This window comes from Neoroseomonas marina (assembly GCF_012927745.1).
Taxonomy (GTDB): Bacteria; Pseudomonadota; Alphaproteobacteria; order Acetobacterales; family Acetobacteraceae; genus Neoroseomonas; species Neoroseomonas marina.
Genome location: NZ_JABBKX010000011.1, coordinates 11,878 through 28,946, shown reverse-complemented (window position 1 = coordinate 28,946; position 17,069 = coordinate 11,878). Strand labels below are relative to the sequence as shown.

The following is a 17,069-nucleotide window of genomic DNA, read 5'->3' as shown; positions in this document are numbered from 1 at the left end:
GGATGGACCCGTCGCGGCTGCCCGGCTTCCTGCTGCGGCGTGGTGTCAAGGCGGCGGTCGTCATCCTGGCGATCGTCGTCTGCAATTTCCTCCTGATCCATGCGGCGCCCGGCGACCCGGCGAGCGTCATCGCCGGGCAGTCCGGTGCAGCGGATGAACGCTTTCTCGCGCAGCTCCGCCAGCAGTTCGGCCTGGACCAGCCGCTGCATGTGCAGTTGTGGATCTACCTCAAGGGCGTGCTGACGCTCGACCTCGGCTTCAGCCATCGCCAGCAGATGCCGGTCTGGACGCTGATCCGGGAACGACTGCCGGCGACGTTGCTGCTGACGGGGGCGGCCTTCGCCTTCGCCGTCGCGGCGGGCGTGACGCTCGGGACGCTGGCCGCGCGGCGGGTCGGCACCTGGGCGGATTCCATCATCACCGTCATTGCGCTGACCTTCTACGCGACGCCGCTCTTCTGGGTCGGGCTGATGCTGGTGCTGTTCTTCTCGGTGTGGCTGGAATGGCTGCCGAGCTTCGGCATGGCGACGGTCGGCGTCGAGTTGCACGGCATCGACGCGGTGCTGGACGTCGCGAAGCACCTGCTGCTGCCGGCGCTGACGCTCGGGCTCTTCTACCTCGCGGTCTATGCGCGGCTGACGCGCGCGACGATGCTCGAGGTCGCGGACCAGGACTTCGTGAAGACCGCGCGTGCCAAGGGCGTGCCGGAAGGGCAGGTCGTCCGGCGGCACATCCTGCGCAACGCGCTGCTGCCGGTCATCACCTTCGCCGGCATCCAGGCCGGGCAGTTGATCGGCGGGTCGATCCTGGTGGAGACGGTCTTCGCTTGGCCGGGCATCGGGCGCCTTGCCTTCGATGCGCTGCTGGCACGCGACTACGCCGTGCTGCTCGGCGTGTTCTTCTGCACCTCGGTCATGGTGGTGGGATTCAATCTCGTGACGGATCTCCTCTATGCCGTCGTCGATCCGCGCGTGGAGGTCGAAGGATGAGCGACTTCTGGCGACGCTTCCGCCGCAACCGCGGCGCTGTGGTGGGCCTGGTGATCCTGGCGCTGGTGATCGCGGTCGCGGCCTTCGCCTCCGTGCTTTTCCCGGGCAGCCCCTGGGACATGGCGACGGCCCCCTTCGTCCCGCCGGGCGAGGAGGGGATGCTGCTTGGCTCCGACAGCCTCGGGCGCGACGTGGCGGCGGGGATCGCGCATGGGGCGCGGATCTCGCTCATGGTGGGCGCGGTCTCGACGGTCGCGGCGCTGTTCATCGGGGTCTCGCTCGGGGCCGTTGCCGGGTATCTCGGCGGCGTCGCGGACGATGCGGTGATGCGCTTCACCGAGTTCTTCCAGACCATCCCCTCCTTCGTCTTCGCCATCCTGCTGGTGGCGATCTTCACGCCGACCATCGGGTCCGTGGTCTTCGCCATCGCCGTCGTCTCCTGGCCGCCGGTCGCGCGGGTTGTGCGGGCCGAGTTCCTCTCCCTGCGCTCGCGCGAATTCGTCCAGGCGGCGGAGGTACTGGGCAAGTCGCGCATCGCCATCGTGGTGACCGACATCCTGCCGAATGCGCTGTCGCCCATCGTGGTGCTGTCCTCGCTGATGGTCGCCTCCGCGATCCTGCTCGAGAGCGCGCTGTCCTTCCTTGGCCTCGGCGATCCAAACCTGATGACCTGGGGCTTCCTGATCGGGTCCGGGCGGTCCGTGATCCGACTGGCGTGGTGGATGAGCGTCTTTCCGGGCCTCGCCATCTTCCTCACCGTGTTGGCGCTCAACCTGGTGGGGGAGGGGCTGTCGGACGCGCTGAATCCGCGCCTCGCCCGCCAGCGGGGAGGCGCGGCATGAGCCTCCTGTCGGTCGAAGGGCTGACCGTCGCCCTGCCCCCCGGCGGCGACCGCCCCAACGCTGTCGAAGACATCACCCTGTCGGTGAACCCGGGCGAGATCGTTTGCGTCGTGGGCGAGTCCGGATCCGGCAAGTCGATCACCGCCAATGCCGTGATGGGGCTACTGCCCAAGGGCCTGCCGGTAACGTCCGGCCGCATCCTGTTCGAGGGCGAGGACCTGTTGCCCCTTGGCCCCGAGGCCATGCGCCGCCTGCGGGGCGCGCGGGTCTCCATGATCTTCCAGGAGCCCATGACGGCGCTGAACCCCGTCATGCGGGTGGGCGACCAGATTGCGGAGGCGATGCGCGTCCATGGCGCCGGCGGCGATTCCGCGAAGCGCGTGCCGGAACTGCTCGCCGCGGTGAACCTGCCCGATCCGGCAGCGACGGCGCGATCCTATCCCTTCCGCCTGTCGGGCGGCCAGCGGCAGCGCGTGATGATCGCCATGGCGCTGGCGCTCGAACCCTCGCTGCTGATCGCGGATGAGCCGACGACGGCGCTCGACGTGACCACGCAGATGCAGATCCTGCGCCTGATCCGCGAGATCCAATCGCGCCGCGGCACCGGCGTCATGTTCATCACCCATGATTTCGGCGTGGTGGCCGAGATCGCCGACCGCGTCGCCGTGATGCAGAAGGGCCGCATCGTCGAGCAGGGCACGGCCGCGGAGGTGCTGAACAACCCGCAGCACCCCTACACGCGCGCGCTGATCGCCGCGGTGCCGCATGGCGCGCCGAGCGGCGCCGCGGCCTCGACGGCGCCCCTGGTCCTCGAGGCCAAGGGCGTCGAGAAGACCTACCGTCGCCCCGGCGGCTGGTTCGGCCCGAAGCCGGTCGTGAAAGCGGTCCACGACGCCGACTTCGTCCTGCGCAAGGGCGAGACGCTCGGCCTGGTTGGCGAATCCGGCTCCGGCAAGTCGACTCTCGCGCGCTGCGTCGTGCGCCTGGTCGAACCCGAGAAGGGCGAGATCATCTTCGAAGGCGCCGACCTCCGCCCGCTCTCGCGGGGGGCCTGGAAGCCCTATCGCAAGAAGATCCAGATGGTCTTCCAGGACCCCTTCGCCTCGCTGAACCCGCGGCGGCGCGTCGGCGACATCATCGCCGAGGGGCCCGTCACGCATGGCGTCGAACGGGGCGAGGCGCTGGCCCGGGCGCGGGACCTGCTGCGGCTGGTGCAGCTCGATCCTGGCGCGATGGACCGCTATCCGCATGAATTCTCCGGCGGGCAGCGGCAGCGCATCGGCATCGCCCGGGCGCTCGCCATGGAACCGGAACTGCTGATCGCGGATGAACCGGTCTCGGCTCTCGATGTCTCGGTGCAGGCGCAGGTGCTGGCGTTGCTTGCCGACATCCGCGCACGGCTTGGGCTGACGATGCTCTTCATCACGCATGACCTGCGCGTCGCGGCCCAGGTCTGCGATCGCATCGCGGTGATGCAGCGCGGCGCGATCGTCGAGCAGGGGCCGACCGCAGAGGTGTTCGGCAGCCCGCAGCACGCCTATACCCGGCAATTGCTGGACAGCATCCCGGGGCGGTCCTGGACCCCGCCGGTGATCGCCGCCTGAGGAGTTGATGATGACTGAAATGTTGGACCCCGGCGCGCGGCGCTCGATCCTGGATGCCGTGGACGCGTTGCGCGACGACGCCGTCCGCACGCTGGAGCGCCTGGTGCGCTGCCCCTCGACGCTCGGCAACGAGCAGTCGGCGCTGAACGAAATGGCGCGGATCTACGAAGGGCTGGGCCTCGCGCCGCGCCGCGTGCCGACGGTACCGGCTCGGCTTGCGTCGCATCCCGGCTTCTCGCCGCCGCTCGTCTCCTATGAAGGCCGCGACAACGTCGTTGCCGTGTTCACGCCGCGCGAGCGGCAGGGCCGCAGCCTCGCCCTGCAGGGACATGTCGACGTGGTGCCCGAAGGGGCGGCCGACATGTGGGAGACGCCGCCCTACGAGCCCGCCATCCGCGGCGGCCGCATGTATGGTCGCGGCGCGGGCGACATGAAGGCGGGCATCGTGTCCTACGTCACGGCCTTCAAGGCGCTGCGCCTCGCCGGCCTGCAGCCGGCCGCCGAAGTGCAGATGCAGTCGGTGATCGAGGAGGAATGCACCGGCAACGGCGCGCTCGCCGCCATGCTGGCGCTGCCGCGCACCGATGCGGTCATCATCCCCGAACCCGGCCCCGGCCTGCCGGCGATGTATTCGGCCGAGGTCGGCGTGGTCTGGGCTTGGGTGACGGTCAGCGGCCGGCCGGCACATGTGCGCGACATGCAGGCCGGCCTCAACGCGATCAAGGCCGCCAACGCCATCGCCGCGCGCTTCGAGGATTATCAGGCCGAGATGAACAAGGCCGAGCGCATCCATCCCTCCTTCCGCGGCGTGAACCATCCGGTGAACGTGAACTTCGGCACCATCGAGGGCGGGGAGTGGAATTCCTCGGTGCCCACCCGCGCGCGCATCGGCATGCGCGTCGGCGTGATGATGGGCTACACGGCGGCGCAGACGAAGGCCGACATCGAGCGCCTGGTGGCCGAGGCCGCGCAGGATCCCGCCCTGAAGGGCGCGACCGTGAAGCTGGAATTCAAGGGCTTCATGGCAGACCCCTGCGTCTTCGACATGAACGCGCCGATCGTGACCATGGCCAAGCGCAACTTCGCCGATGTCTCGGGTGGCTTCCTGCGCGACTACCCGGCGACGGGGCTGACCGACGGGCGCTTCTTCACCCTGTACCAGGAAACGCCGGTCGCCTGCTTCGGGCCGGACGCGCAGGAGATCCATGGCATCGACGAGAGTGTCGGGCTGGATTCGATGCACGACATCACGCGCACCATCGCGCTGACCATGGCCGAGTGGTGCGGGGTGGAGACGACGTGATGGCGACGAACGTCCCCCTGTCCGGAGCGCGGCTCTGGGACAGCCTGATGGAGATGGCGAAGATCGGCGGCACCGCGAAGGGCGGCTGCAACCGGCAGACGCTGACCGACCTCGATTCCGAAGGCCGCCACCTTCTGCAGCGCTGGGCCGAGGCGGCGGGCTGCACCATGTCCGTCGACCGCGTCGGCAACATGGTGCTCACGCGCCCCGGCCGCGATCCTTCGCGCAAGGCGGTCGCCTTCGGCAGTCATCTCGACACCCAGCCGACGGGCGGGAAGTTCGACGGCATCCTCGGCGTGCTGGCGGGCCTCGAGATCCTGCGCGCGGTGCACGAGGCCGGCGTCGAGACCGAGGCGCCGCTCATGCTCATCAACTGGACCAACGAGGAAGGCGCGCGCTTCTCGCCCCCCATGATGGGCAGCGGTGCAGCCATGGGCATCTTCACCGAGGAAGAGGTCCTCGCGAAGCAGGACCCCGAGGGCAAGGTCTTCGGCGAGGAACTCGCGCGGATCGGCTGGAAGGGCGCGGCCGACCCCGCCGCGCTGCGCGACATCGGCGCCTATCTCGAGCTGCATATCGAGCAGGGGAAGCTGCTCGAGGATGCCGGCAAGGATATCGGCGTCGTCACCAAGGCGCTGGCACAGAACTGGCTCGAGGTGACGGTCGAGGGCGAGGAGGCGCATGGCGGCTCCCCCATGGCCGGGCGGCGCGACGCGCTGATGGCCGCCGCCCCGCTGATCGCGGCGATCGAGCGCATCGCGCTCGGCGCCGTCAGCGCATCGGGTGAACCGGGCCGTGCGACGGTCGGGCGCCTGACCGTCTATCCTGACAGCCGCAACATCGCCCCCTCCCGCATTTGGTTTTCGGTCGACACGCGCCATGGCGACCCGGACCTGCTCGCGAAGATGGCCGAGGAGATCCGCGCCGAGGCCACAGCGATCGCCGCCGCGCGCGGCGTGAGGATCACCGTCGCCGACTTCTGGTATTCGCCGCTGACGCCCTTCGACCCGGTGCTGGTCGGGCGCGTGCGGGATGCGGCCGAGCGGCTCGGCTATCCGCACATGGACATGCCGACGGGCATCGGCCACGACGCTGTCTATGTCGCGCGCCGCGTGCCGACGACGATGATCTTCTGCCCCTGCCATGGCGGCCTGAGCCACAACGAGGCCGAGAGCATCACCCCCGAATGGGCCGAGGCCGGCATGCGCGTGCTCGCCGACGCCGTGCTCGCCACCGCCGGCATTGCCAAGGACTGACCCCATGACCCGCATCGCCATCGGTGGCTTCCAGCACGAGAGCCATTCCTTCGCCCCGCGCCCTACCGCGTGGATGGATTTCGTGAAGCCGGGCGGCTTCCCGCCCGTGCAGCACGCGGCGACGCTGCTCGACACGCTGCGCCCGACCTCGGTCCCCTGCGCCGGCGCCATCGCGGTGGCCGAGGCGGAGGGCGTCGAGATCGCGCCGCTCGCCTGGGCCTTCGCCAACCCCGCCGGCCCCGTGACGCGCGAGGCCTTCGAGCGCATCACGGCGCTGATCGTCGCCGCCCTGTCGGACGCGATGGACGCCGGGCCGCTCGACGGCGTCTACCTCGAACTGCATGGGGCGATGGTCTCGGACGACTTCCCCGATGCCGAGGCCGAGGTGCTGCGTCGTGTCCGCGCCGTGGTCGGCCCCGACCGGCCGATCGCCGTCAGCCTCGACCCGCATGCCAACAAGACGGCGGCGATGGTCGCGCATTCCGACGTGCTGGTGCCCTACCGCACCTATCCGCACATCGACATGAAGCCCGCGGGCGCCCAGGCGATGCGCCTGCTGCTGCGGATGATCCGGGAAGGCCGCAAGCCCGCCAAGGCGTTCCGCGAGCTCGATTTCTGGACCCCGCTGCCCGGCCAGTGCACGATGGTCGCGCCGATGTCCGAGGTGATGGAGGAACGCGCGCGCCTCGGCGAGGGCGAGGGCGTCTGGGAAGTCGGCTTCTGCTTCGGCTTTCCCTATGCGGATTTCCCGGGCTGCGGCATGGCGATCGCGACCTATGCCGATACGCTCGACCAGGCGGATGCGGCGGCCGACGGCCTTGCCCGCTTCATCGCGGCGAAGGAACCCGAATTCGCGCTCGGCGTCGTCGCGGCGGCGGAAGGCGTCAAGCGCGCCATGGCCATGCGCGGGGAGGGACCCGTCATCCTCGCCGACACGCAGGACAATCCGGGCGGCGGCGGGCACGGCGACACGACGGGGCTGCTGGCGGAACTCATCCGCCAGGACGCGCAGGGCGCGGTGCTGGCGCCGATGAACGATGCCGAGGCCGCCGCCGCCTGCCATGCGGCCGGGGAGGGGGCGACGATCGAGCTCGACCTCGGCGGCAAGAGCGACGGCGCGCCGCTGCGCGTGACTGCGCTGGTCGAGAAGCTGTCGGACGGCAAGTTCACGCTGACCGGCCCGATGGGGAAGGGGAATCCGGCCAATCTCGGCCCCTCCGCCCTGATCCGCGTGGCGCCGGGCGTGCGCGTCGTGCTGGTCAGCCGCAAGATGCAGGCGCATGACCAGGCGCTGTTCCGCTTCCTCGGCATCGAGCCCGCGGAGCAGAAGATCGTCGCGGTGAAGTCGAGTGTGCATTTCCGTGCCGACTTCCAGCCGATTGCCTCCGAGGTGATCGTCGTGACGGCGCCGGGCCCCGTGGTGGCAGATCCCGCGGTGCTGCCCTTCACGAATTTGCGACCTGGACTGCGCCTCCGGCCGGGCGACAACCGCCGCACCGGCTGAATCTGCGCGCCTGCGCCGCAGAATCGTGACTTGAGCGGATCGATCGGGATCGCCAAATTCGTTCTGGTCGCGTTTCTGCGGCGCTGGGAATGGGAACGCGGTCTTGCCGGTTGGCCTGGATAGTCTGCCCGATGATGTCGTGATCGGGGCGCAGTCGAGTTCATCGGGGACCTTCAGCTACACCCTGTTCCAGTCGCTGAAGGAATCGAACGAGATCTACAGCGTCACAGGTGGCCTGTATCGCGAGGGCCCCTACAGTGACCTGGTCTTCGCGCAGGCGGACGGCTTGCACTGGCGAGCCTATGACCCGTCGTCGAACGCCTTCGACGGGTCTGTCGTCTTCGGGGGCGCGGGCGACGCCTATTACGTCCACTCCGTCGACCTCAACAATGATGGCTTCCTGGACCTCGTCGGCACCAACCGCGACAGCCCGACCTCCGGGGATCCAAACAGCGTCCGCGTCTACAACTACGTCGCGCAGCCGGACGCCGCGCCCGGCGCGGCACCCTTCAGCGCGGGCTCCTACAACACGATCCCGATCGGCGCGATGGTCATGCTCAGCAGCAACGACATCGTGCAGGTCCATGACTCGGCCTTCGCCGACTTCAACGGCGACGGCAGGATGGACATCATCGTCGCCGGCGTGAACCAATACGACGTCAGCGGCGTCAGCGGCGGGAACGATATCGACGTCTATGGCTGCTACGCCATCGGCCTTGGCAACGGCGACGGCACCTTCGCCTTCCAGGGCTTCCAGTACACCAGCACCGAAGCCGGCGGGCAGAGCGGGACCGCCGGGCTGCAATCGGGGATCCTGGCCCGCGTGACGGCGGGGGATTTCGACGGCGACGGCCTGGTCGACGTCGCCTTCGCCTATCACCCCGACAACGGCCTGCCTTTCTCGACCCCCTATCCGACCGCGTTCATCGTCTGGGGCGATGCCGGCTCCTCCTCGAGCACGCCGGTGCTCAACGTGGCGTCCAGCAACACCTACACGAACAGCTGGGACAATCCGCAGGACGCGCTCGCCGTGCGACCCTCGGCCTCGGCCACGGCGGACCAGCTGGTCATCGCGTTCAACTCCTCGCTGCACATCGCGAGCTTCAACGCCGACCGTACGCTGAACCAGGACACCTCCATCTCGAATACCCCGCGGGGAAATCTCGGCACGTCGCTCGACTACGACCTCGACGGCAGCCCGGACGTCATGGTCGCGGATGGCAACGCTTCCGGGATGTTCTTCGGCTTCGACTGGACCGCGACCGGCAGCAGCTTCGCCTATGGGGCGGGCGGCATGACGCTGGGCACGGACATCGACGGCGGCGCCGGGCTCGACTTCAACGGCGATGGCAAGCCGGACTTCTTCGGGCCCTTCAAGGACTATCTCTACGTCTACGAGAACACCACCGCGACGACCTCCGACGTCGGCCAGGTGAGGCTGAACGAGGGCATTCCGGTCGCCGGGCGCGCCATCAACGGCGTCGGCGCAGGCTTCATGACCGGTGGCGGCGACGCGGCCTATACCGTGACGGTCCTTGGTGGCCGATCGTCCTACGACAACGCGCTGGGCTGGTTCGACATGCGTGCGGACGGCAGCTTCGGCCCGGCCCGGTTCATCGATCTCAAGGCCGCGACGCAGGGCATCGACCTCGGCACCCCGGACGCAGGCAGCCGCATCGGGCTCTTCCTCGTGGCCAACGGGGCCTTCCTGAACGACGATCTCGGCGGGGCATTCCGCTTCGTCGACAGGCAGACCGGCGAGGATGCCCGGCTCGGCTCCCATGACCCGATGCTGGTCCGCGACGGCCCCGGGGGCGGGGCGATCGTCGGCGACATCTTTCACAGCCTCGATGCGAATCCGTTCGATGCCGTCAATCCGCTGAACTCGGGCGGGCGGGTGCAGATGCTGTCGCGCCTCGATGCCGATGGCAGCCTGGTGATCGGGATGGAGGATCTGCGCCTCGCCAACGGCGACGCCGATTTCAACGATCTCGTGCTGCGCGTCACGGTCACCGAGCCGCTCTTCGGCATCTGACGTCCGGGGCGTCAGCGCCCCAGCGCCTCCATCTCGCGCAACGCCGGCTGCAGCGCGGCCGGCGCACGGCCGATGCCCCACATCACCAGATGGGACTGGCCGCCCCGCCGTCGCGCGAGCGAGCAGGTCATGTTCGACGGCTCCCCGCGCGGCATGCGCTCGAAACGGGCCGTGTCGAGCAGGGCCGCGATGCGGGCATAGGCCTCGGCGCGATCCTCGAGCCGCGTTTCCTCGAGCGGCGCGCCGGCGTGCGGGCGCCGCAGGCGGACCACGGCACCGTCCGGTGCGATGCGCAACCCGCCGCCCCCGCCGGTGACGCCGCCACCGCAATAGGAGGTGATCGCGTCCGTCGGGGCCTCGTCCGCCCCGCCGAGCAGCAGGGCGAGCATCATCGCCACGCCGACCAGTTTCAGGCTGAAGCCTCCAGCAGGGCGCGCACGGCAGGTGCACGCGGAATCGGCGCGACGGCGCCGTATCCCGTCGTCGACAGCGCCGCCGCGGCGTTGGCGTAGCGTGCCGCCGCGACCGGGTCATCGCCGGCCAGGGTACGGGCCAGGAAGGTGCCGGCGAAGGTATCCCCCGCGCCGGTCGCGTCCACCGCCTGGACCTTGTGGGCGGCGATGCGTGTGCGGCCCTGCCGCGTGGCGACCAGGCAGCCCGCCGCGCCGCATTTCAGCAGCACCAACGGCGCGAGGCGCAGGTAGAAGTCCGCCACCGCATCGGGGTCGGTCAGGCCCGTCAGCGCCGTCGCGTCATCGAGCGAAGGCAGGGCGATGTCGGCCATCCCGATCGCCGCATGGATCACCGCGGCGGCCCGGGCCGCTGGCCAGAGCCGGAGCCGCAGGTTGGTGTCGTAGGAGACCTTCACCCCCGCCGCCCGGGCGACCTCCATGGCGCGGAAGCCGGCGTCGCAGGCGCTCGCCGAGATCGCCTGGCTGATGCCGGACAGGTGCAGGATCCGCGCGCTGCGGATCGCCGCTTCGGGAACCTCCTCGGGCGCGTAGAGGGCGGCGGCGCTGCCGGTCCGGTAGAAGGTGAAGTGGTGCCCGCGCGCATCGTGGGTGACGAAGTAGATTCCGGTTGGTGCCTCCGGTCGACGGATCACAGTCGCCGCATCCACGCCTTCCCGGGCCCAGAGCGCGAGGAAGGAGTCGCCCGGACCGTCCTGGCCGATTCCGCTGACGTAGCCGGCGGACGCCCCCGACCGCGCCGCCGCGATCGCGGCGTTCGAGGTGTCGCCGCCATGGCCTTCGAGGTAGAGCACCCGGCCGTCCGGCCCCACCGCCTGCTGGTTGAACTCCAGCATCGGCTCGCCCATGCAGAGCAGGTCGGGCATGCCTCAGGCCTTCATGATGCCGAGCGCTTCCTCGGCCGCGCGCTGCACCGCGGCGCGGTCGCCGGCGGCGACCAGCGTCTCGTCCACCAGCTTGCCGCCGATGCCGACGAAGGCGGCCCCTGCCGCCAGATAGTCCGGTGCGTTGCGGGCATCGACGCCGCCCGTCGGGCAGAAGGCGACATCGGGAAACACCGCGCGGATCGAGCGGATATGCGCCGGACCGCCGGCGGAACTCGCGGGGAAGATCTTCACCACGTCGGCGCCGGCGTCGAGTGCGGCGCGGACCTCCGTCGGCGTCATCGCCCCGAGCATCAGGCAAGCGCCGGCATCCTGGCAGGGGCTGGCGAGGGTCGCATCGACCCAGGGGGCGACGATGAACTTCGCCCCGGCCTCGAGGCATGTCTCGGCGGTGCGGGCGTCGGGCACCGTCCCGGCGCCGACCAGCAGGGCGGGATCCTGGGCCAGCGCGCGGATCAGGGCCGGCGCCTCGGGCACCGTCATCGTGATCTCGAAGACGGTGATCCCGGCCTCCTGCAGCCAGGCGACGGCGGTCGCGGCGCGCGTGGCGGTCGAGGCCCGCACCACGGGGATGATGCGCGCCGCCCTGAGGCGGGGAACGAGGGGGTGCATGGCAGTGATCCTCCGGCCGCCATGCTTGGCCGTCCGCGCGCCCCGGGCAAGGGCGCTGCGGTCAGCCCATCATGCGGTCGGCGGTGCCCTGGAGGGTTCGGGTCGCGGTGAGCGCCCGTTCGATCTCGGTCGCGGCCACGTCGAGCGCGCAGCGATAGCCGGCCACGCCGGCACCGAGCCGTGCCATCGTGCCCGTGAGGTCGCCGATCGCCGAGCGCAGCCCCTGGGCGGCCTGGGATTGTTCGCCGAGCGCGTCCTCCAGGCGCCGCAGCGCGAGGCGAAGCCGGTCCTCCGGACGTTGGGGGAAGATGGCGAGCCGAGGCGTTTCGCTCGGATCCTCAGGCGTATCGACGGCAGGCATGGGGACCTCGGCGACGGTTCGTTAACGAATTATTAGCGAATCTCAACAGCTGAGGCGAGGTGAATTCGTCTCGATTTTTCAATCTCGTCGCCAAAAATCTTCTGGATGATGCCAGGATCGGTCGAGATCGAAGAAGAATTCAATTATATCAATTTATTATGGGATAAATCTCAAGCTGATCGGTAGATGCGGGCTGCGCCGCTCCGATCCCGAGCGCTCGACCTGCCGTCATCGCACCGCCAATTCCAGCGCGCGCCCCGATGCTCTAAGACCCGCATGGAAACAGAGGATCAGATGGGCATAGCTCTCGAAATCGCCGTCATTGTCATGCTCGTGCTGCTGAACGGCGCCTTCGCGATGAGCGAACTGGCCATCGTCTCATCCCGTCGTTCGCGTTTGGTTGCGCTGCAACGCAAGGGCAGCGTCGGGGCCGAAGCGGCCCTGGCGCTGGCGGACGATCCCCAGCGATTCCTGCCCACGGTGCAGGTCGGCATCACCCTGGTCGGCATCGTCGCCGGCGCCTTCGGCGGCGCCCGCCTCGCAACCACGCTCGGCGAAGTGCTGAACGCGATCCCCCTTCTCGCGCCCTATGGCTCCGAGATGGCCTTCGGCCTGGTGGTCATCGCCATCACCTATCTCAGCCTGATCCTCGGCGAACTGGTTCCGAAGCAGGTCGCGCTGCGCAATCCGGAACGCGTCGCCGTGGTCGTCGCGCGGCCTCTGTCGGCGCTGTCGCGCTTCTCCTCGCCGATCGTCTGGGTGCTCGGAAAGTCCTCCGCCGTCGTGCTGCGGCTGCTCGGCCCCGCTCCGACCGGCGAGCAGGCCGTCACCGAAGAGGAGGTGAAGGCCGTGGTCGCCGAGGGTGCGGAGGCCGGCGCCCTCGAGACCGAGGAGCGGCACATGATCGAGCGCGTGCTGCGGCTTGCCGACAAGCCGGTCCGCGCGTTGATGACGCCGCGCAACGACCTCGCCTGGCTCGACCGTTCGGACCCGCCGCAGGACATCGCCGCGCGGCTGCGCGCGAGCCACGTCACCCGTTTCGTCGTCGCGGACGGGCGGGTGGACAACGTGGTCGGCGTCGTGGCGGCGAAGGATCTGCTGGACCAGATGCTGGAAGGCGCGCCGATGTCCATCGCGGCCGCCCTGCGCCAGCCCCTGGTGCTGCCCGATACGCTGACGGCGCTCGACGCCCTGGAACGCCTCCGGGAGGATCCGCTCGGCATGGCGCTCGTCATGGATGAGTACGGGTCCTTCGAGGGCGTGGTCACCGCCTCGGACCTTCTGGAAGCCATCGTCGGCGAGCTCGGCCCGGCCGAGGAGGTCGCCGACGGCGTCGCGATCGAGCGTGCGGACGGGTCCCTGCTGCTCGACGGCTCGATGCCGTCGGACGAACTGCGGGCACGGCTCGACCTGCCGCAACTTCCCGCGGCCGGCACCTACCACACGGTGGCGGGGCTGATGCTCGCGCTGCTCAAGCGCGTCCCGAAGGAGGGCGACCGCATCGTCTGGGCCGGCTGGCGCTTCGAGATCGTCGACATGGATGGCCGGCGCGTGGACAAGGTGCTGGCGATGCGGGAGGAGGCGTCGGTCTAGGCTGCCGTTGCGGCATGACGACGGGGAGGATCAAGGGCTGACCGAGATCCCCGTCGACGCGGCCGTGGTGGCCCGGGTACCGGTGACCAGGAGACCGGCGAGCAACTGATCGCCGACCTCGGGGGCCTCGCCCAGACGCTGACGCGGGACGGGCATTACGCGCGCGACGAATTGCCCGGCAGCCTGCTGCGGTCCGTCGCGGTCGACCGCTACCGCGGCGAGGTCCACAACGGCGGGCACCGGCAGTTCGTGGCCAATCCGGAGTGGACGCCCGCCGCGGTGGCGGAGTGCCGAGCCGCGTTGCGTGCATTGCCCGACGCCGCCTTCGCCACCGTCTTTGATCGTTTCGTCGGCTTCGTCGAGGCCCATCCCGACGCGCTGTGGATACTCTCCGAGGCGGGGTTCGACGGCCCGGACCGGATGCTCGACGAGACCGATGCGGCGTTCTTCGCGGCCGGCGGGGTCCGGGCGTTGACCGCGGCCAATGCCGCCTGGCTGTGCTCGTTGCCGGACCTGCGCCCTCTGCCAGCCGCGGCGCCGGCCGTCCACATCGAACGCCTGTTGGCCGCCCGGGCCAGGGGCGAGGTGCGTCGCGCCCAACGCCTGGCCCTCGAAGGCGAACGGCACCGGCAGGACGGGCACTTCATCGTGGGGCAGGTGCTCGCGCGCATGTCCGTGCCGCCGCTCGGCGTGCGCCGCTGGGAGTGGCCGCGCTGCGGGCCGTGGACCGACGGCGTGACGGCCTATCTGCTGTCCCTGGAGACGGATGCCGGCGCGGCGCTGGCGGTGCTGGATGCAGCGCTGGCGCGTCTGTATCTCGGTACGCCGGAGGAACTCGATGCCCTGGCGGCGGGGCGGCTGGGGCCGCCTTCGGGCTCGGCCGGCTGTTCCGCCGCCGGCATCCTGCGATACCGGTGGTGGATGTGCCGACGCGCGCGTTGGAGGCGGCCGTGGCGGAACGGACGGGCCGGCCGCTCGAGGCGCTGCTGGTCCCCGCCCTCGCTGCTATTGCGCTGCACTCCGCGCGATCGGCGCGATGAACTGCGGCTCAGTGTCCCAGGGGAACAGGATCCAGGTGTCCTGGGACACTTCGGTGATGAAGGTGTCCACGGTCGGCTTTCCTGCCGGCTTCGCATAGACCGTCGCGAAATGCGCCTTGGGCAGCAGGGCGCGGATGACGCGGGCGGTCGTGCCGGTGTCGACCAGGTCGTCCACGATCAGCCAGCCGGCCCCGTCCCCCGCCGCGTCCGGCGCCTTGGCGACATGGGGCTGGCCGCGCTTCTCCTCGTCATAGGTGACGATCGAGACGCTTTCGATCAGCCGGCAATCGAGCTCGCGGGCGATGATCGCGGCCGGGATCAGCCCGCCGCGGGTGATCGCGACAATCCCCTTATAGGGACCGCGTTCGAGCAGCCGCCAGGCCAGCGCCTTGCTGTCGCGGTGCAACTGGTCCCAGGTGACGGTGTAGTAGCGCGGCGCCATCAGAACATCCTCCCTCCGTCCGGCACTCGCAGGTCCGGCTTCAGCAGCACGACCGCACCGTTCTCGTCCGGCACGCCGAGTACCAGGACCTCGCTTTCGAAGCCCGCGATCCGGCGCGGTGGGAAGTTCACCACCGCCATGACCTGGCGCCCGATCAGCCGGTCCGGCGCGTAGTGCACCGTGATCTGCGCCGAGGATCGCCTCACGCCCAGGGTGCCGCCGAAATCCACCCAGAGACGGATGGAAGGCTTGCGCGCCTCGGGGAAGGGCTGGGCGTCGACGATGGTGCCGACGCGGATGTCGAGGCGGTCGAAATCCTCGATGGTGGCCGTGCTGTCCATCCCCGGCCCTTAGAGCAGAAGCGCCCGCCGCGCGAGGGGTTCCGGCGCTTGCCCGGCCCGCCATCGCCCCGGCGCGGGGCAGGGCGGCGCCGGGGTGGCCTTTCCTTGACGGCCCTCTCGTTGCATGGAAGGCGCAACGTCTTCACGGAAACGGACCCGAGATGCGCGACTTCCACCTTCCCGGCCGCAGCGCCGCCTATGGCACCAACGGCATGGCGGCGACCTCCATGCCCCAGGCGACGCTCGCCGCGCTCGACATCCTGCGCGCCGGCGGCAATGCGCTCGACGCCGCCATCGCCGCCTGCGCGGTGCAGTGCGTGATCGAGCCCCAGTCGACCGGCATCGGCGGCGACTGCTTCTGCCTCTATGTCCCGGCGGGCTCCGCCAAGGTCATCGCCATCAACGGGTCGGGCCGCGCGCCCGGTGCCGCGACGCCCGAGGCGCTGCGCGCCGCCGGGCTGACCGCCATGGTCAATACCTCGGCCCATTCGGTGACCATCCCCGGCGCGATCAGCGCCTGGGAGCTGCTGAACCGCACGCATGGGCGGCTCGGCCTCGACGCCATCCTGCAGCCGGCGATCCGCTATGCCGAGGAAGGCTTCGCCCTGTCCCCGCGCGTTGCCGCGGACTGGGAGGGCTCGGTCGGCAAGCTGTCGAAGAACGAGGCCTCCGCGCGGCGCTTCCTGAAGGACGGGGAGGCACCCGCCCTCGGCACCCGCTTCGTGCAGCCGGAACTGGCCCGCACGCTGCGCGCCATCGCCACCCGCGGCAAGAAGGCCTTCTATGAGGGCGAGATCGCGGCCGACATGGTCGCGACCCTGCGCGCCGCCGGCGGCCTGCACACCGAGGAGGACTTCGCCCGCGGCGCCGACGCCGCGGAGTTCGTCGAGCCGATCTCGATCAAGTGGCGCGGCCTCGAGGTCTTCCAGTGCCCGCCGAACGGCTCGGGCATGCATGTGCTGCAGATCCTCGGCATCCTGGGCAACCTGCAGACACCTGAGGAGGGCGCCGGTTCCGCCCTGCGCTACCACCGGCACATCGAGGCGGCGCGCATGGTCTATCGCGACCGCGACGCCTTCCTCGCCGATCCGTCCATGGTCGACGTGCCGGTCGCGAAGCTGACCTCGGCCGACTACCTGAAGCGCCTTGCCGCGCTGATTCGCGACGACGCCGCGCTGCCGGAACTGCCGCCGGCGGGCGAGAGCGACCTCGCGAAGCACAAGGACACCGTCTACCTCTGCGTCGTCGACAAGGACGGCAACGCCTGTTCGTTCATCAACTCGCTGTTCGAGGGCTTCGGGTCGGGCATCCTCGCCGAGAAGGCGGGCGTCATGCTGCAGAACCGCGGCTTCGGCTTCCGCATCCAGGAAGGCCACCCGAACTGCATCGCGCCGAACAAGCGCCCGCTGCACACCATCATCCCCGGCATGGTGATGAAGGACGGCCAGGCGATCATGCCCTACGGCGTGATGGGCGGCCGCTTCCAGCCGACCGGCCAGACGCTGTTCCTGGCGAACCACTTCGAGTTCGGCATGGACGTCCAGGCGGCGATCGACTTCCCGCGCCTGATGCCGCAGGACGGCAAGGTGCAGATCGAACGCGGCATCCCGGGGTCGGTCGTCGACCAGCTCAACCGCATGGGTCATGTCTGCGAGCTGATCGACAAGCCGCATGGCGGCGGCCAGGCGATCCTGATCGACCGGGAGAAGGGCTGCCTGGTCGGCGGGTCCGACCCGCGCAAGGACGGCTGCGCGATGGGCTACTGATCCGCCGGGCCAGGGGCGCTTGCCGCC

15 protein-coding genes and 1 pseudogene are annotated in these 17,069 nt (G+C 70.0%); 10 read left to right on the top strand and 6 right to left on the bottom strand.

Features of this window, described 5'->3' with window-relative positions; translation table 11 throughout:
• The first annotated feature begins 2 nt into the window (after positions 1 to 2).
• The 7 genes from GWK16_RS22175 to GWK16_RS22145 all read left to right on the top strand — a co-directional run bounded on the left by GWK16_RS22175 (position 3) and on the right by GWK16_RS22145 (position 9,533).
• Positions 3 to 989, top strand: a complete 987-nt coding sequence (locus tag GWK16_RS22175) for an ABC transporter permease (protein ID WP_170056168.1) — start codon at positions 3 to 5, stop codon at positions 987 to 989.
• Positions 986 to 1,831 (top strand): ABC transporter permease, encoded by an 846-nt coding sequence (locus GWK16_RS22170; protein ID WP_170056167.1) that lies wholly within the window; start codon positions 986 to 988, stop codon positions 1,829 to 1,831. The genes GWK16_RS22175 and GWK16_RS22170 overlap by 4 nt, the downstream gene beginning before the upstream one ends.
• A complete protein-coding gene (locus tag GWK16_RS22165) occupies positions 1,828 to 3,435 on the top strand; it encodes an ABC transporter ATP-binding protein (RefSeq protein WP_170056166.1) in 1,608 nt (535 codons plus the stop codon). Before GWK16_RS22170 ends, GWK16_RS22165 begins: the two co-directional genes overlap by 4 nt.
• Before the next feature lie 10 nt (positions 3,436 to 3,445).
• Positions 3,446 to 4,738, top strand: coding sequence for an ArgE/DapE family deacylase (locus tag GWK16_RS22160; protein ID WP_170056165.1), 1,293 nt, complete (start codon positions 3,446 to 3,448; stop codon positions 4,736 to 4,738).
• Complete coding sequence (locus tag GWK16_RS22155; RefSeq protein WP_170056164.1) at positions 4,738 to 5,994, top strand: Zn-dependent hydrolase; 1,257 nt, start codon at positions 4,738 to 4,740, stop codon at positions 5,992 to 5,994. The genes GWK16_RS22160 and GWK16_RS22155 overlap by 1 nt, the downstream gene beginning before the upstream one ends.
• 4 nt (positions 5,995 to 5,998) lie before the next feature.
• Positions 5,999 to 7,498, top strand: a complete 1,500-nt coding sequence (locus GWK16_RS22150) for a M81 family metallopeptidase (protein WP_170056163.1) — start codon at positions 5,999 to 6,001, stop codon at positions 7,496 to 7,498.
• 103 nt (positions 7,499 to 7,601) lie between these two features.
• Positions 7,602 to 9,533 carry an FG-GAP-like repeat-containing protein gene (locus tag GWK16_RS22145; protein ID WP_170056162.1) on the top strand — a complete coding sequence of 644 codons (1,932 nt, stop codon included), beginning with the start codon at positions 7,602 to 7,604 and terminating at the stop codon, positions 9,531 to 9,533.
• 11 nt (positions 9,534 to 9,544) lie between these two features.
• Here GWK16_RS22145 and GWK16_RS22140 read toward each other — a convergent pair whose 3' ends face one another.
• The 4 genes from GWK16_RS22140 to GWK16_RS22125 form a co-directional block, all read right to left on the bottom strand.
• The gene (locus GWK16_RS22140; RefSeq protein WP_170056161.1) at positions 9,545 to 9,931 is read right to left on the bottom strand and encodes a hypothetical protein; all 387 of its coding nucleotides are present in this window, start codon (positions 9,929 to 9,931) and stop codon (positions 9,545 to 9,547) included.
• A gap of 11 nt (positions 9,932 to 9,942) precedes the next feature.
• Positions 9,943 to 10,869: a sugar kinase gene (locus tag GWK16_RS22135; RefSeq protein WP_170056160.1), complete on the bottom strand. Its 927-nt coding sequence runs from the start codon at positions 10,867 to 10,869 to the stop codon at positions 9,943 to 9,945.
• A 3-nt stretch (positions 10,870 to 10,872) separates the two neighbouring features.
• Positions 10,873 to 11,499, bottom strand: a complete 627-nt coding sequence (locus GWK16_RS22130; protein WP_170056159.1) for a bifunctional 4-hydroxy-2-oxoglutarate aldolase/2-dehydro-3-deoxy-phosphogluconate aldolase — start codon at positions 11,497 to 11,499, stop codon at positions 10,873 to 10,875.
• A 61-nt stretch (positions 11,500 to 11,560) separates the two neighbouring features.
• Complete coding sequence (locus tag GWK16_RS22125; RefSeq protein WP_170056158.1) at positions 11,561 to 11,860, bottom strand: hypothetical protein; 300 nt, start codon at positions 11,858 to 11,860, stop codon at positions 11,561 to 11,563.
• 294 nt (positions 11,861 to 12,154) lie between these two features.
• Here GWK16_RS22125 and GWK16_RS22120 point away from each other — a divergent pair, with 294 nt between their 5' ends.
• Positions 12,155 to 13,453, top strand: coding sequence for a hemolysin family protein (locus GWK16_RS22120; protein ID WP_170056157.1), 1,299 nt, complete (start codon positions 12,155 to 12,157; stop codon positions 13,451 to 13,453).
• A 171-nt stretch (positions 13,454 to 13,624) separates the two neighbouring features.
• Positions 13,625 to 13,888 (top strand): annotated as a pseudogene (locus GWK16_RS25920) (DMP19 family protein); the annotation flags it as partial.
• Between the two features lie 570 nt (positions 13,889 to 14,458).
• Here GWK16_RS25920 and gpt read toward each other — a convergent pair.
• Both gpt and GWK16_RS22105 read right to left on the bottom strand, forming a co-directional pair.
• Positions 14,459 to 14,935: a xanthine phosphoribosyltransferase gene (gene gpt, locus GWK16_RS22110; protein ID WP_170056155.1), complete on the bottom strand. Its 477-nt coding sequence runs from the start codon at positions 14,933 to 14,935 to the stop codon at positions 14,459 to 14,461.
• Positions 14,935 to 15,276, bottom strand: a complete 342-nt coding sequence (locus GWK16_RS22105; protein WP_170056154.1) for a tRNA-binding protein — start codon at positions 15,274 to 15,276, stop codon at positions 14,935 to 14,937. The genes gpt and GWK16_RS22105 overlap by 1 nt, the downstream gene beginning before the upstream one ends.
• Positions 15,277 to 15,437: 161 nt before the next feature.
• Here GWK16_RS22105 and ggt point away from each other — a divergent pair, with 161 nt between their 5' ends.
• Positions 15,438 to 17,042: a gamma-glutamyltransferase gene (ggt, locus tag GWK16_RS22100; protein WP_170056153.1), complete on the top strand. Its 1,605-nt coding sequence runs from the start codon at positions 15,438 to 15,440 to the stop codon at positions 17,040 to 17,042.
• Positions 17,043 to 17,069: the final 27 nt, after the last annotated feature.

Coding starts and splice junctions, on each gene's coding strand:
- GWK16_RS22170 (WP_170056167.1), top strand. CDS start 986: ATGAGCGACTTCTGGCGACGCTTCCGCCGCAACCGCGGCGCTGTGGTG.
- GWK16_RS22130 (WP_170056159.1), bottom strand. CDS start 11,499: ATGCACCCCCTCGTTCCCCGCCTCAGGGCGGCGCGCATCATCCCCGTG.
- GWK16_RS22125 (WP_170056158.1), bottom strand. CDS start 11,860: ATGCCTGCCGTCGATACGCCTGAGGATCCGAGCGAAACGCCTCGGCTC.
- GWK16_RS22150 (WP_170056163.1), top strand. CDS start 5,999: ATGACCCGCATCGCCATCGGTGGCTTCCAGCACGAGAGCCATTCCTTC.
- ggt (WP_170056153.1), top strand. CDS start 15,438: ATGCGCGACTTCCACCTTCCCGGCCGCAGCGCCGCCTATGGCACCAAC.
- GWK16_RS22120 (WP_170056157.1), top strand. CDS start 12,155: ATGGGCATAGCTCTCGAAATCGCCGTCATTGTCATGCTCGTGCTGCTG.
- GWK16_RS22160 (WP_170056165.1), top strand. CDS start 3,446: ATGACTGAAATGTTGGACCCCGGCGCGCGGCGCTCGATCCTGGATGCC.
- GWK16_RS22105 (WP_170056154.1), bottom strand. CDS start 15,276: ATGGACAGCACGGCCACCATCGAGGATTTCGACCGCCTCGACATCCGC.
- GWK16_RS22175 (WP_170056168.1), top strand. CDS start 3: ATGGACCCGTCGCGGCTGCCCGGCTTCCTGCTGCGGCGTGGTGTCAAG.
- gpt (WP_170056155.1), bottom strand. CDS start 14,935: ATGGCGCCGCGCTACTACACCGTCACCTGGGACCAGTTGCACCGCGAC.
- GWK16_RS22135 (WP_170056160.1), bottom strand. CDS start 10,869: ATGCCCGACCTGCTCTGCATGGGCGAGCCGATGCTGGAGTTCAACCAG.
- GWK16_RS22155 (WP_170056164.1), top strand. CDS start 4,738: ATGGCGACGAACGTCCCCCTGTCCGGAGCGCGGCTCTGGGACAGCCTG.
- GWK16_RS22165 (WP_170056166.1), top strand. CDS start 1,828: ATGAGCCTCCTGTCGGTCGAAGGGCTGACCGTCGCCCTGCCCCCCGGC.